The sequence below is a fragment of the Pseudomonas sp. TWI628 genome (assembly GCF_039673865.1).
Lineage (GTDB): Bacteria > Pseudomonadota > Gammaproteobacteria > Pseudomonadales > Pseudomonadaceae > Aquipseudomonas.
The window spans coordinates 46,489-61,416 of sequence record NZ_JBDJMM010000002.1 but is presented as its reverse complement, the minus strand read 5'-3'; the positions used below and the strand labels follow the sequence as shown (position 1 = coordinate 61,416).

The 14,928-nt window shown below is 64.6% G+C and carries 9 protein-coding genes; 1 reads left to right on the top strand and 8 read right to left on the bottom strand.

Annotated elements, in window-relative coordinates; genetic code table 11:
- Nucleotides 1–215 precede the first annotated feature (215 nt).
- The 8 genes from ABE528_RS01815 to ABE528_RS01780 form a co-directional block, all read right to left on the bottom strand.
- Nucleotides 216–1,703, bottom strand: a complete 1,488-nt coding sequence (locus ABE528_RS01815; protein ID WP_152957573.1) for an efflux transporter outer membrane subunit — start codon at nt 1,701–1,703, stop codon at nt 216–218.
- Entirely contained in the window at nt 1,700–4,807 is a 3,108-nt protein-coding gene (locus ABE528_RS01810) for an efflux RND transporter permease subunit (protein ID WP_152957574.1), read from the bottom strand. Before ABE528_RS01810 ends, ABE528_RS01815 begins: the two co-directional genes overlap by 4 nt.
- Nucleotides 4,804–7,902, bottom strand: coding sequence for an MdtB/MuxB family multidrug efflux RND transporter permease subunit (locus ABE528_RS01805; RefSeq protein ID WP_346651981.1), 3,099 nt, complete (start codon nt 7,900–7,902; stop codon nt 4,804–4,806). The genes ABE528_RS01810 and ABE528_RS01805 overlap by 4 nt, the downstream gene beginning before the upstream one ends.
- Nucleotides 7,899–9,206: an MdtA/MuxA family multidrug efflux RND transporter periplasmic adaptor subunit gene (locus ABE528_RS01800; RefSeq protein ID WP_346651980.1), complete on the bottom strand. Its 1,308-nt coding sequence runs from the start codon at nt 9,204–9,206 to the stop codon at nt 7,899–7,901. The genes ABE528_RS01805 and ABE528_RS01800 overlap by 4 nt, the downstream gene beginning before the upstream one ends.
- A gap of 223 nt (nt 9,207–9,429) precedes the next feature.
- Nucleotides 9,430–9,930, bottom strand: a complete 501-nt coding sequence (tpx, locus tag ABE528_RS01795) for a thiol peroxidase (RefSeq protein ID WP_152957577.1) — start codon at nt 9,928–9,930, stop codon at nt 9,430–9,432.
- Between the two features lie 166 nt (nt 9,931–10,096).
- Nucleotides 10,097–11,377: a serine/threonine transporter gene (locus ABE528_RS01790; RefSeq protein WP_152957578.1), complete on the bottom strand. Its 1,281-nt coding sequence runs from the start codon at nt 11,375–11,377 to the stop codon at nt 10,097–10,099.
- Nucleotides 11,378–11,571: 194 nt separating this feature from the next.
- On the bottom strand, nt 11,572–12,768 hold the full coding sequence (locus ABE528_RS01785; RefSeq protein ID WP_346651979.1) for an amino acid aminotransferase: 1,197 nt from the start codon (nt 12,766–12,768) through the stop codon (nt 11,572–11,574).
- 116 nt (nt 12,769–12,884) lie between these two features.
- Entirely contained in the window at nt 12,885–13,910 is a 1,026-nt protein-coding gene (locus tag ABE528_RS01780; protein ID WP_346651978.1) for an Ldh family oxidoreductase, read from the bottom strand.
- A 143-nt stretch (nt 13,911–14,053) separates the two neighbouring features.
- Here ABE528_RS01780 and ABE528_RS01775 point away from each other — a divergent pair, with 143 nt between their 5' ends.
- Nucleotides 14,054–14,926: a MurR/RpiR family transcriptional regulator gene (locus tag ABE528_RS01775; protein ID WP_346651977.1), complete on the top strand. Its 873-nt coding sequence runs from the start codon at nt 14,054–14,056 to the stop codon at nt 14,924–14,926.
- The last annotated feature ends 2 nt before the right edge of the window (nt 14,927–14,928 follow it).

Sequence of the window (14,928 nt, the reverse complement as noted above, 5' to 3'; positions counted from 1 at the left end):
AAATCCAGCTCGGGACAGGGGGGCCCGAAAAAACTGACGATTGTACTCAAGCTTTGGCGAAACGCACGGGGTTTGTGCGAACGGGAATGGATCCAACGAGTAAGAAAACCCGCTGACTCCTCTGACCTAGAGCCATTACACGCCGAATGAAGGCAAAATGCCATTTGTCGGGGCGGTTGCCACAGGGATCGTGCCACCTTTTAGCCCAGGAGCGCTTATTCCTGCTGGGCAAACGCCTGCTCGGCATCCCAGCCGCCGCCAAGGGCGGCAATCAGCTGCACGCTGGCCACCAGGCGCCCTTCCAGCAGGGTCAGTGCACTGCGCTCATTACTCAGCGCGGTGGTCTGCACGTTGACCACATCGAGGTAGCCAATAAGGCCAGCGCGGTACTGGTTCTCGGTCAGGCGCAACGATTCGCGGGCCGCTTCCAGCGCTTCCTGACGCACCACGGCTTCGTCGGCATACACCTTCAACTGCACCAGGAAGTTCTCCACCTCCTTGAAGCCGTCGAGTACGGTCTGGCGGTACTGCGCCACGGTCTGGTCATACACCGCACGCGTGCGGTCAACCTCGGCGCTGCGCTTGCCGGCGTCGAACAAGGTCATCGCCAGTTGCGGCCCCACCGACCAGTAGCGGTTAGGCAGCTCGATCCAGTTGCTGAAGCTGCTGCTGGAATACCCGCCGCTCATGCTCAGGCTCAAGTCCGGGAAGTAGGCGGCGCGGGCCACGCCGATATTGGCGTTGGCGGCCATCACGTTGCGCTCGGCCGAGGCAATGTCGGGGCGGCGTTCGAGCAGTTGCGACGGCAGCGTCACAGGGATCTGCGGCAATGCCGGAATGCTTTTGCTGTCAGCCAGGGAGAATTGCGCCGGGGCCTTGCCCAGCAGCACGGCAATGGCGTTCTCGAACTGCGCACGCTGCCAGATCAGGTCGATCAAATCAGCCTGGGTGGACTTCAGCTGGGTGCGCGCCTGGGCCACCGCATCCGGGCCGGCGACGCCAGCGCGGTACTGGTTTTCGTTCATCCGCAGCGACCGCTCGTAGGTCGCGACGGTCGCCTCCAGCAAGCGCTTCTGTTCGTCGATCACCCGCAGCTGCAGGTAGTTCTGCACAAGCTCCGACTGCTGGCTGAGGCGAATCGCGGCCAGGTCAGCGAAGCTGGCTTCGGCGCTGGCCTCGTTGGCGTTCAGGGTCTCGCGCAGCTTGCCCCACAGGTCGACTTCCCAGCTGACGCCCAGCTGCGCGTTGTAGGTGTTACGGATACCGCTGCTGTTATTGGACAGGCTTGAACTGGAGCTGCCGGTGCCTTGTGCCGAACGGTTCTTGCTGGCACTCAAATCCAGGCTGGGGAACAGCGACGCCCGGCTGCTGCGCACCAAGGCCTGGGCCTGACGGTACTGGGCTTCCGATTGCGCGACGGTCTGGTTGCTGCGGTTGAGCTCCTCGACCAGCGCATTCAACCCGGCGTCGCCGTAGATCTCCCACCAGGCGCCACGGGCGATGGCATCGGACGGGTTGGCCTGGGTCCAGCCTTCGGCCTGTTTGTACTGCGCCGGGGTGCTCAGCTCCGGGCGGTGGTAGTCCGGGCTCAGGGTACAGGCACTGAGCATGGCCACGCACAGCCCGGCGCCGGCCAGGCGTGAGCCCCGCCCACGGGTCAGCAGCTGCAAGGCACGGTGAAGTCGGGTGTGGGCGAAGTTCATAGCGGTGTGTCCAGGGCGGCGTCGGTGCGTACACCGCGCCAATGGTTGAATCGGTGACGCAGGCGGTCCAGGTACAGGTACACCACCGGCGTCGTGTAAAGGGTCAGCAGCTGGCTGACGACCAGGCCGCCAATGATGGTCAGGCCCAGCGGTTGGCGCATCTCCGCACCTTCGGCGCGGCTGATCAGCAGTGGCACGGCACCCAGGATGGCCGCCAGGGTGGTCATCAGGATCGGCCGCAGGCGCAGCAGGCAGGCGCGGCGGATCGACTCTTCCGGGCTCAGGCCCTGGTGGCGCTCCAGCTGCAGCGCCAGGTCGATCATCAGGATGGCGTTCTTCTTCACCACACCGATCAGCAGGAACAGGCCCAGCAACGAGATCAGGCTGAACTCGCCGCCGGTGGCATACAGCGCGAGCAAGGCACCGACGCCGGCCGAAGGCAAGGTCGACAGGATGGTCAACGGGTGGATGTAGCTTTCGTAGAGAATGCCCAGCACCAGATACACCAGCACCAAGGCACCGAGGATCATGAACGGCTGGCCTTCCTGGGTCTTGGCGAAGGCACTGGCCGTACCGCCGAGCTTGGCGATCACTTCCTCGGGCAAGCCCAGCTTGGCCACCTCGCGCTCCACCGCGGCCATGGCCTGGTCGGGGCTGTAGCCCTCGGCAACGTCGAAGGCGATGTCTTCGGAGGCGAACTGGCCTTCATGGCTGACCCGGTCATTGGCCAGGCTGTTCTCGTAGCGGGCAATGGTCGACAGCGGCACCCGCGCACCGTCGCTGGTGATGACCTGCACCTGTTCCAGCGTGCTCGGGTCCCAGGCATATTTCGGGTTGATCTCCAATACCACCTGATACTGGTTGAGGCTGTCGTAGATGGTCGAGATCTGCCGCTGGCTGTAGGCGTTGTTCAGCACCGCAGTGACCATGTCCATGTCGATGCCCAGGCGCTTGGCCTGGTCACGGTCGACCACCAGGGTCACCTGCTGGGTGCCGGAGCCGTCACGGGCATCGATGGCGGTCAGTTCGGGCAACGCGCGCAGCGCCGTGACCACCTTGGGGAACCACTGGCGCAGGGCCGCCAGGTCGCCGCTCTGCAGGGTATACAGGTACTGCGAGGAGGTCTGGTCACGGCCACCGCCGCCCAGCTGCAGGTCCTGGTCGGCCATCAGGAACAGCCGCCCACCCGGTACCTTGGGCATCTCCTTGCGCAGGCGCTCGATGATCTTCTGCGCATCGAGCTTGCGCTCGGCGATGGGTTTCAGGCGTACCAGCACGAAGGCGTTGTTGGTGCCACTGTTGCCACCGATGAAGCCGGCCACGCTCTCTACTGCCGGGTCGGCGAGCAAGGCGCGGCGATAGATTTCCATCTTTGGCTGCATCACGTTGAACGACAGGCCGTCATCGCCACGGATAAAGCCTTGCAACTGGCCGGTATCTTGTTGCGGCATCAGGGTCTTGGGCACCACCACGTACAGGGCGATGTTCAGGCCGATGGTCGCCAGCAGGCTGATGAGGGTCAGGCGCTTGTGGCGCAGGGCCCAGCCGAGGCTGCGGTCGTAGGCATCGACCATGCGCTGGTGCGCTTTGTCGCTCCAGCGTTGCAGGCGCGTCGGTGCGGCGCGGTGAGGCTTGAGCCAACGGGCGCAGAGCATTGGCGTGAGGGTCAGCGACACCACCAGCGAGACGATGATCGCCGCCGCCAGGGTGATCGAAAACTCCTGGAACAGGTTGCGCACGATGCCGCCCATGAACAGGATCGAGACGAACACCGCCACCAGCGAGACGTTCATCGACAGCAAGGTGAAGCCGACTTCCTTGGCGCCGAGGAACGCTGCACGCATCGGCGGCTGGCCGTCCTCGATGTGCCGGGAGATGTTCTCCAGCACCACGATGGCATCGTCCACCACCAGGCCGGTGGCAAGGATCAGCGCCATCAGCGACAGGTTGTTCAACGAAAAACCGCACAGGTACATCACCGCGAAGGTGCCCACCAGCGACACCGGCACCGCCAGGCTTGGGATCAGCGAGGCGCGCAGGCTGCCGAGGAACAGGTAGACCACCAGGATCACCAGCACCACGGCAATCAGCAGGGTGTGCTCAGCCTCCTTGAGGGTGGCCTTGATCACCGGTGAGCGGTCCATCGCCACGTTCAGCTGTACGTTGGCCGGCAGCAGTGACTGCAGGGCCGGCAGCTGCGCCTTGATCTGGTCGACGGTCTCGATGATGTTGGCGCCGGTCTGGCGGTTGACCACCAGCAGCACCGCACTCTGGTCGTTGAAGAAGCCGCTGTTGTAGCGGTTTTCGACGCTATCGGTGACGGTGGCCACGTCAGACAGGCGCAAGACGGTGCCATTCGCCTGGCGGATCACGATCGGCTCGTAGTCCTTGGCCGTTTCCAGCTGGTCGTTGGCGCGCACCTGCCAGTTGCGCTCGGCATCCTCGACAAAGCCCATGGGCCGGCGCTGGTTGGCGTTGGACACCGCCGTGCGCACCTCGTCCAGCGACAGGCTGTACTGGTTGAGCAACTGCGGCTCGACGGCGATGCGCACCGCTGGCAGCGAGCTGCCACCGATCTGCACTTCCCCTACCCCGCTGACCTGGGCCAGGCTCTGCGACAGGATGGTGTCGGCCAGGTCGTACAGCTGGCCCTTCTGCAGCACGCTGGAAGTCAGCGACAGCACCATGATCGGCGCCTGCGACGGGTTGATCTTCTTGTAGGTGGGCATGCTGCGCATGCCGCTGGGCAGCAAGTTGCGCGTGGCATTGATCGCCGCCTGCACCTCGCGCGCGGCACCGTCGATGTCACGGCCCATCTCGAAGCCGATGATCACCCGGGTCGAGCCCTGGTTGGAGCTGCTGGTCAGGGTGGTGACGCCGGCGATGCTGCCCAGCTTGCGCTCCAGCGGCGTGGCCACGGTGGCGGCCATGACCTCGGGGCTGGCCCCGGACAGGTTGGCCTGCACGACGATCACCGGGAAGTCCATCTGCGGCAGCGGCGCCACCGGCAGCAGGCCGAAGCTGACACCGCCGAGCAACATGATCGCCAGGCTCAGCAGCATGGTCGCCACCGGCCGGCGGATGAAGGGGCCGGACAGGTTCATGCCTCGGCCTGCTGTGCGTCAGCGGCCGGGCGCCAGCGGCGGGCCAGGCGGTCGAAGTACAGGTAGATGACCGGTGTGGTGAACAGCGTCAGCACCTGGCTGACCAGCAGGCCGCCGACCATCACCAGGCCCAGCGGCTGGCGCAGTTCGGCACCGGAACCGGTGGCCAGCATCAGCGGCACGGCGCCGAACAACGCGGCCAGGGTGGTCATCAGGATCGGCCGGAAGCGCAGCAGCGCCGCCTGGTAGATCGCCTCCTGCGGGCTCATGCCCTGGTTGCGCTCGGCCTCCAGGGCGAAGTCGATCATCATGATCGCGTTCTTCTTGACGATGCCGATCAGCAGGATGATGCCGATGATGGCGATCATGCCCAGGTCGTTGCCGCTGAGGATCAACGCCAGCAAGGCGCCGACCGCCGCCGACGGCAAGGTCGAAAGGATGGTCACCGGGTGGATGTAGCTCTCATAGAGCACGCCCAGCACGATATACATGGTCACCACAGCCGCCAGGATCAGCAGCAAGGTGCTCGACAGCGAGGCCTGGAAGGCTTCGGCGGCGCCCTGGAAGCGGGTCTGCACGCCCAGCGGCATGCCAATGTCCTGCTGCACCTGCTCGATCACCTTGACCGCCTCGCCCAGCGACGCACCGTGGGCCAGGTTGAACGACAGGGTCACCGCCGGGAACTGGCCGATGTGCGAAATGGCCAGCTGCGCCTGGCGCTGCTCGATGCGGGCCAGTGCCGACAACCGCACCTGGCCACCATCGGTGGCCTTGACGTGGATCGATTCCAGCGCCTGCGGGCCGATGACCGCCGCGTCCTGCGCCTGCAGCACCACGCGGTACTGGCTGGCCTGGGTGTAGATGGTGGAAATCTGCCGCTGGCCGAAGGCGTCGTACAGGGCATTGGTGATCTGCGACACGGTGATGCCCAGGCGGCTGGCCATGTCACGGTCGATCACCAGGTACACCTGCAGGCCCTTGTCCTGCAGGTCACTGGCCACGTCCTGCAACTCCGGGCGCGCCTGCAGGGCTTGCACCAGCTTGCCGCTCCACTGTGCCAACAGGTCGGCATCGGGCGACGACAGGCTGAACTGGTACTGGGTGCGGCTGACCCGGTCCTCGATGCTCAGATCCTGCACCGGCTGCATGAACAGGCGGATGCCGACCAGCTTGTCGAGCTGCGGTTGCAGGCGGCTGATCACCTCACCAGCGGTGACATCCCGCTCGCCGTGGGGCTTGAGGTTGATCAGCAGGCGGCCGCTGTTGAGCGTGGCGTTGTCGCCGTCGACCCCGATGTAGGACGACAGGCTCTGTACCGCCGGGTCCTGCAGGATGACCTTGCTCAGGGCCTGCTGGCGCTCGCTCATGGCGGCGAACGAGGTCGATTGCGGCGCTTCGGAAATACCCTGGATCACCCCGGTGTCCTGCACCGGGAAGAAGCCCTTGGGCACGATCAAGTACAGCACCACGGTGAGTGCCAAGGTGGCCACGGCCACCAGCAGGGTCAGCGGCTGGTGCCTGAGCACCCACTGCAGGCCACGGCCGTAGTGTTCGATCATCCAGTCGATCCAGGCACCGCTGGCGCGGTAGAAGCGGCCCTGCTCTTGCTCCTTGGGCTCGCGTTTGAGCAGGCGCGCGCACATCATCGGGGTCAGGGTCAGCGACACCACCAGCGAAATCAGGATGGCCACCGCCAGGGTGATGGCGAATTCGCGGAACAGCCGGCCAACCACGTCGGCCATGAACAGCAGCGGGATCAATACCGCGATCAGCGAGAAGGTCAGCGAGATCAGGGTGAAACCGATCTGCCTGGCGCCCTTGAGTGCCGCCTGCAGCGGCGTTTCGCCTTCCTCGATATGGCGCGAGATGTTCTCGAGCATGACGATGGCGTCGTCGACCACGAACCCGGTGGCGATGGTCAGGGCCATCAGCGTCAGGTTGTTGACCGAGAAGCCGGCCAGGTACATCACGCCGAACGTGCCGATCAGCGACAGCGGTACGGCGATCGAGGGAATGATCGTGGCGCTGAAGCGGCGCAGGAACACGAAGGTGACCATCACCACCAGCACGATGGCGATCAGCAGCTCATGCTGCACGTCCTTGACTGCGGCGCGGATGGTCTGGGTGCGGTCGGTAAGTACCGACACATCGAGACCGGCCGGCAGGTTGTCGGTGATCGATGGCAGCAGGTCCTTGATGCGGTCGACCACTTCGATGACGTTGGCCCCCGGCTGGCGCTGGATGTTCAGCAGCACCGCCTGGTTCTGGTTGGCCCAGGCGGCCAGGCGTTCGTTCTCGGCGCCGTCGACGATCTCGGCGACGTCCTTCAGGCGCAGCGGCGCGCCATTGTTGTAGGCAAGGATGAGGTTGGCGTATTCCTCGGGCGAACGCAGCTGGTCGTTGGCGTCGAGCATCGACACCCGGGTCGGGCCGTCGAAGTTGCCCTTGGGCTGGTTGACGTTGGACGCGCCGATCAGGGTGCGCACGTCGTCGAGGTTGAGGCCGTTGGCCGCCAGCGCATCGACGTTGACCTTGATCCGCACCGCCTGGCGCTGGCCGCCGGCGATGCTGACCATGCCCACGCCGCTGATCTGCGCGAGCTTCTGCGCCACGCGGGTGTCGACCAGGTCGTTGAGCTTGGGCAGCGGCATGGTCTTGCTGGAGATGGCCAGGGTCAGCACCGGGGTGTCGGCCGGGTTGACCTTGTTGTACACCGGCGGCGCCGGCAGGTCGCTGGGCAGCAGGTTGCTGGCGGCGTTGATCGCGGCCTGTACCTGTTGCTCGGCGACGTCCATGTTCATGTCCAGGCTGAAGCGCAGGGTCAGCACCGAGGCGCCGCCAGAGCTGGTCGACGCCATCTGCTCAAGGCCCGGCATCTGGCCGAACTGGCGCTCCAGCGGTGCGGTGACCGCACTGGTCATCACCTGCGGACTGGCGCCGGGGTACAGGGTCATGACCCGGATGGTCGGGTAGTCGACCTGGGGCAAGGCCGATACCGGCAGCAGCTTGTAGGCGATCAGGCCGGCCAGGACGATGGCCAGCATGGTCAGCGTGGTGGCGACCGGGCGGAGGATGAACAGGCGTGACAGGTTCATGCGCCCGCCTTGGCTGCCGCTTTGCCGGAAGGCGCTTCATCGGTGTGGGCCGAGCCTTTGGCGTCCTGGCCCTGCAGGTGCTGGCCGGGAGTGGTCGGCACTTGCGAGCTGTCTTCGACCACCTCGACCTTGGTGCCTTCGCGCAGGCGGTCTGTGCCTTCCAGCACCAGGCGGTCGCCGGCCTTGAGGCCGTCGAGGATGACACTGTTCTGGCCATCGCTGGCACCCACCTTGAGCTTGCGGATGTTGACCGTGCTCTGGTCATTGACCACGTAGGCGAAGGTGCCGTCGTTGCCGAACTGCACGGCCGCTGCCGGCGCCATCACCACCTGCTTGAGGGTATCGGCCAACAGGCGCACGTTGACGAACTGGTTGGGGAACAGGGCCAGGTCCTTGTTCTCGAAGCGGCCCTTGAACTTCAGGGTACCGGTGGTGGTGTCGATCTGGTTGTCGATGCTGCCCAGCACGCCGGTCGACTGCAGTTTGCTGTCGGTGCGGTCCCAGGCCTCGACCGGCAGGCTGGCGCCGCTGCGGTAACGGTCAAGTACGGTGTTCAGCTCGGTTTCGGGCAGGGTGAAGGCGACGCTGATCGGCTCGGTCTGGGTGATCACCACCAGGGCGGTGGTGTCGTTGGCCGCCACCAGGTTGCCCAGGTCGAGCTGGCGCAGGCCCACACGGCCGTTGATCGGTGAGCGGATCTGGGTGAAATCGAGGTTCAGGCGGGCATCGTTGACCTGGGCCTGGTTGGTCTTGACCAGCCCCTGGAACTGCGCGACCTGGGCTTCGGCGGTGTCGAGGGTCTGCTTGGCGATGCTGTCCTGGGCGTACAGGCCCTTGTAACGCGCCAGGTCGACCTGGGCATTCTTCAGTTGCGCCTGGTTCTGCGCCAGGGTGCCCTCGGCCTGCTGCAGGGCGATGCGGTAAGGGCGCGGGTCGATTTCAGCGAGCAGGTCGCCGGCCTTGACCTGCTGGCCCTCCTTGAACAGGATCTTGACCAGTTCGCCGGCCACACGGCTGCGCACATTCACCGTGTTGGTCGCGGTGACCGTGCCCAGGGCCTTGTAGTAGAGCGGGAAGTCGCCCACCCGCACCGGCTCGACACGCACCGGCACCGGGTCGGTGGAGCCGCCGAAGCCTGGCCGGCCCATGCCCATGCCCATGCCTTTACCACCGCGCCCTCCTCCAGCCGCTTTGTGGGCAGGCGTTGCCGCAGGCCACAGCCACCAGGCCAGCAAGGCCACCAGCAGCAGGATCAGCAGGCCGACGAGCCAGTGACGAGGGGAGCGGGAATTGGACACTTGCATGGGTTGAACGAACCTTGTTCAGAAATGGCGGCTTGGAGAGCTTGAACGATAAGCACTGGCATCGTTTTAGCAAAGGCTCTTTACCAGAGGTTTACCTTTGCCTGACGTTGCCAAAAGGCTGAACTTTAAACGAAAACGGCCCGGAAAGCGTTCCGGGCCGTTACAGGGTGTTGCTTGGAGAGGGGCCAGGCAAAGAGTGCCTATACCCTCCCCCAGGCAACCCTTACTTCAGTACAGCCAGGGCTGCTTCGTAGTTCGGCTCGTCGGCGATTTCGCCAACCAGCTCGCTGTGCAGCACCTTGTCGTTCTCGTCCAGTACAACGACAGCACGGGCAGCCAGGCCGGCCAGCGGGCCGTCGGCGATGGCAACGCCGTAGTTCTGCAGGAACTCGGCACCGCGCAGGGTGGACAGGTTTTTCACGTTCTCCAGGCCTTCGGCACCGCAGAAGCGCGCCTGGGCGAACGGCAGGTCAGCCGAGATGCACAGCACCACGGTGTTGGCCACGTCGTTGGCCTGGGCGTTGAACTTGCGCACCGAAGTGGCGCAGGTCGGGGTGTCAACGCTTGGGAAGATGTTCAGCACCTTGCGCTTTCCGGCGTAGTCCTTCAGCGACTTGTCAGCCAGGCCTTCACCCACCAGGGAGAAAGCAGGCGCCTGGGCGCCGGCCTGTGGCAGGTTGCCGTTGACCTGAACCGGGTTGCCTTTGAGGGTCACTTGAGCCATGACGAAATCCTTATGCGGGGTTTGAAAAGGACACTGAGTTAATCATGAAGGCGGCCGGGTGCCTATGGGTACATACAAATTGTTCTATTGCCTGACAATTCCTGTGGACAAAAAAAAGCCCGGATGGCGACAAGCGCCCCGGGCTTTTTATCTGGCGGGCAGTGAATCAGCCGATCAGGCCGTACACCACCGAGGTCAGCGCAACCACGCCGATCACCACCACGAACACGTTCGACAGCGCCCCGCTGTACTTGCGCATCGACGGCACGCGACGGATGGCGTACATCGGCATCAGGAACAGCAACACGGCGAGGATCGGGCCGCCGAGCGATTCGATCATGCCGAGGATGCTCGGGTTGAGGGTGGCGACGATCCAGCACACCACCAGCATCAGCGCAGCGACCACGCGGTCCAGGGTCTTGGCGCCCGGGCGTGCACCGGTCTTGGCGATGATGCCCTTGAGGCCTTCGCTGGCACCGATGTAGTGGCCGAGGAACGACTTGGCAATGGCGACGAAGGCGATCAGCGGCGCGGCAAAGGCGATGGTCGGGTTGCTGAAGTGGTTGGCCAGGTACGACAGGATCGACAGGTTCTGCGCCTTGGCTTCGGCCAGCTGGGCGCTGCTCAGGGTGAGCACGCAGCTGAACACGAAGAACAGCACCATCACTACCATCAGCAGGTGAGCGCGGCGCAGGATCTGGCCGCTGCGCTCGTCGGCGTGCTCGCCGTAGCTGCGCTTCTGGTCGACGGCGAAGGCCGAGATGATCGGCGAATGGTTGAACGAGAACACCATCACCGGAATGGCCAGCCAAAGGGTGTGCAGGAAGGCCGAACCCGACGGCACCTGGGCGGCGCTGTCAAGGATGCCACCGGTCCAGTGCGGGACCAGGTACAGGCCGAGCAGCCCGAGGGCAACGATGAACGGGTACACCAGCAGGCTCATGACCTTGACCGTGGCCTGTTCGCCGCAGCGCACGATCGCCAGCAGGCCGAGGATCAGCACGAACGACAGGATCATCCGTGGCGGCGGCGTCATGTGCAACTGGTGCTCCATGAAGCTGCTGACGGTGTTGGTCAGCGCCACGCTATAGATAAGCAGGATCGGGAAGATCGCGAAGAAATACAGCACGGTGATCAGCGCACCGGCCTTGATGCCGAAATGCTCTTCGACCACTTCGGTGATGTCGCCACCGCTACGGCCAGACAGCACGAAGCGGGTCAGGCCACGGTGCGAGAAGTAGGTCATCGGGAAGGCCAGCGCGGCCAGGATCAGCAGCGGCCAGAAGCCGCCGAGGCCGGCGTTGATCGGCAGGAACAAGGTACCTGCGCCGATGGCTGTGCCGAACAGGCCCAGCATCCAGGTGGTATCGTTACGCGACCAGCTGCCGAGGGTGGCGGGGGTCGATTCTGCAAAGCGTTGTTCAACGCTTGGGGCCTGCTCATTCATTCCGGGTGAAGCTCCACTCGCAAGACTGCAACAGGCTGAGAATGGCGAAATAGACGATTCGCCCAACTCAACCGGGGAAGAGGGGCGCGATTGTGCACGGAAAGGTTGCACTTGCGAAGCCCCTTTCCGAGGAGCGGTTGCACTTGTCTTTACAAGCAGGTTGTGCCGGGGCTGCATTGCAGCCCCATGCGGTGTTACTTCTGTACGGCGGCGAAGGCCTCGGCAACCCGTTGCAGGTTGGCCGGACGCAGGCCGGACATGCACACCCGGCCACTGTCGATCAGGTACACGCCGAACTCGTCACGCAGGCGACGCACCTGCTCGACACTGAAGCCGGTGTAGCTGAACATGCCACGCTGGCGCAGGAAGAACTGGAAGTCCTGGCCTGGCAGCAGCACGGCCAGGGCATCGACCAGCGCCTGGCGCATGTCGAGGATACGCTTGCGCATCACTTCCACTTCTGCGGCCCACTGGGCGTTGAGTTGGGCATCGCCGAGCACGCCTGCCACCAGCTGGGCACCGAAGTTGGGCGGGCTGGAATAGTTGCGACGCACGGTGGCCTTGAGCTGGCCGAGCACGCTCTGGGTGGTGGCTTCGTCGTCGCAGACCACCGACAGGCCGCCAACCCGCTCGCCGTACAGCGAGAAGATCTTGGAGAACGAGTTGCTGACCAGGCACGGCACGCCGGCACGGGCCATTTCGCGGATGGCGTAGGCGTCTTCCACCAGACCTGCGCCGAAGCCCTGGTAGGCGATGTCGAGGAACGGAATCAGCTGGCGCGCCTTGACCACTTCCACCACCTGTTGCCACTGGGCCGGTTCGAGGTCGGCACCGGTCGGGTTGTGGCAGCACGGGTGCAGCAGCACGATGCTGTTGGCCGGCAGGCCTTGCAGGGCCTGCAGCATGCCGTCGAAGTCGACGCCACGGCTGGCCTGGTCGAAGTACGGGTAGGTGTGCACCTTGAACCCGGCACCTTCGAAGATGGCGCGGTGGTTGTCCCAGGTCGGGTTGCTGACCCAGACTTCCGACTGCGGGAAGTAGCGCTTGAGGAAGTCGGCACCGACTTTCAGCGCGCCGGAACCGCCAACGGTCTGCACGGTGGCCACGCGCTTGCCGGTCACGGCCGGGTGCTCGGCACCGAACAGCAGTGCCTGGATCGCCTGGCGGTAGCTGGCCAGGCCTTCCATCGGCAGGTACAGCGAGGCTTCATGGGCCTGGCCGGCAATGCGCTTTTCCACCGCATCCACCGCTGCCAGCTGCGGCACCACACCGGCCTCATCGTAATACAGGCCGATACTCAGGTTGACCTTGTCGGCGCGCGGGTCGGCCTTGAAGGTTTCCATCAACGAGAGGATCGGGTCGCCGGCATAGGCATCGACATGTTTGAACACAGCGTGCAGCTCCTTGGATCAGGACAGTTCGGAAAGACTGCCCTGAGGATACCCGGAGTCGGGCCCAAGGAACATCACATAAGTGCAAGGTTGTCTATGCAACTTTGCACAACGGCTCAGCCCAGCAGCGCCTTCAGGCCCTGCAGCTCTTGTTCGGTCAGGGCCACCCCTTGCCGCTCGGCCACCTCGCGCTCGCGGTAGCGGCGCTCGCCCGGCATGCGCGACAACCCGGCGGCTTGCATGTGTTCGACCAGTTCGCGGCTGCGCTGGGCGAACCGGTCACCTTCAGCCTTGCTCGGGTCGATGACGATGATCAGCTGCCCGGTCCACGGCGTTTTCGCCCCCGGGTGCCCCGACCAGTCGAACTCCCATGAGAAATGCCCGCCGGTCAGCGCCGCCGCCAGCAACTCGACCATCATCGACAGCGCCGAACCCTTGTGCCCGCCAAACGGCAACAGCGCGCCGCCTTCGAGGATGGCCTTGGGGTCAGTGGTCGGCAGGCCTTGGGCATCCACGCCCATGCCTTCGGGCAACGGCTGGCCGGCGCGCGCGGCGATCTGCACATCGCCATGGGCCATGGCGCTGGTGGCCATGTCGAAGACGATCGGATCATGCCCTGCGCACGGCGCGGCGAAGGCGATCGGGTTGGTGCCGAACAACGGTTTGCGCGCACCGTGCGGCACCACGCAGGTCATGCTGTTGACCACACTCAGCGCCACCAGGCCCTCATCGGCAAACGGTTCCACATCGGGCCACAGCGCGGCGAAATGGTGCGAATTGTGGATCGCCAGCACGGCGATGCCAGCGCTGCGGGCCTTTTCCACCAGCAACCCACGCGCCGCTGCCAGGGCGGGCTGGGCGAAGCCACCGGCGGCATCCACGCGCACATGGCCTGGCGCCAGGTCGGTTACCAGTGGTGTGGCACGCCCGTCGACCCAGCCACTGGCCAGGGTCGAAACGTAACCGGGAATACGGAACACGCCATGGCTGTGGGCGCCATCACGCTGGGCGCTGGTGCAGTTGTGGGCCAGCACGGTGGCCACCGTCTCGCTGCAGCCGTGCTGCTGGAAAATCGCTTGCAACAGCCCCTGTAGCTCGGCAAAGGGCACGCGCACGAGCGGATGGGTGGAAGGTGCGGACATCTGTAGCTCCTTTCTTGGAATTGGAATGGCAACAGCGTGTGCAACGACAAAAACTTTCCGATAAGTGACAGCTATCTGTCAAATGTTGACGCGATGACAGAAAACAGCCATTTTCTATTCCACGCCTCACCTGGAGCAGCAGCATGAGCCAACCGATCAAGCAACGCCTGGAAAACAGCCTGCAAGGGGCCGCCGCCTCGGGCCGCAAGATCGCCAGCTACATGCTCGCCAACCTGCACGAACTGCCGTTCCAGACCTCGGCCAGCATTGCCGCCAAGCTGGGTGTCAGCGAATCCAGCGTCGGCCGTTTCTGTCGCTCCCTTGGTTATGCCCATCTCAAGGCGCTCAAGCAAGACCTGCAGAGCGACCTCGGCGATGGGCCGTGGCTGATGGGTGATCGCCTGCAAGAATATCGCCAGAACCAAGACGTCAGCGACAACGCCGGCAGCCTGGAGCGGGAAATCGCGGCCCTGGTGCGCGTTCACGAATACCGCCAGAGCCATGCCTGGCACGCCGTGGCCCAGCGCCTGGCAGAAAAGCCACGGGTATGCATCGCAGGCTTTCAGACCGAGCGCGGCATCGCCATGTGCATGAGCCACCTGCTGCAATACCTGCGCGATGGCGTGCATTTGGTCGATGGCAGCGCCGGGCACTTCGGCGAGGTGCTGCTCGGCCGCAGCGAGGACACCGCGCTGGTGGTGTTCGAGGCCCGCCGCTATTCACGCCATGCCCTGCAGCTGTGCCAGAAGGCACGCGCCGCCGGCATCCCGGTCACCCTGGTGACCGACACCTTCTGCGACTGGGCCGACGCCCATGCCGACGAAGTGTTCCGCATCCCCACCGAATTCAACCTGTTCTGGGAGTCCACCGCGACCATGCTGTCGTGGGTGCACCTGATGGTCAACGAGGTCTGCAAGAAGCTCGGGCCTGATGTTGAAAAACGCTTGGAAGCAACTGCCGCTCTACATAACGACTTCGTCGGCTACACCTCGTGGCCCGCGAACAAACAACAATAGCA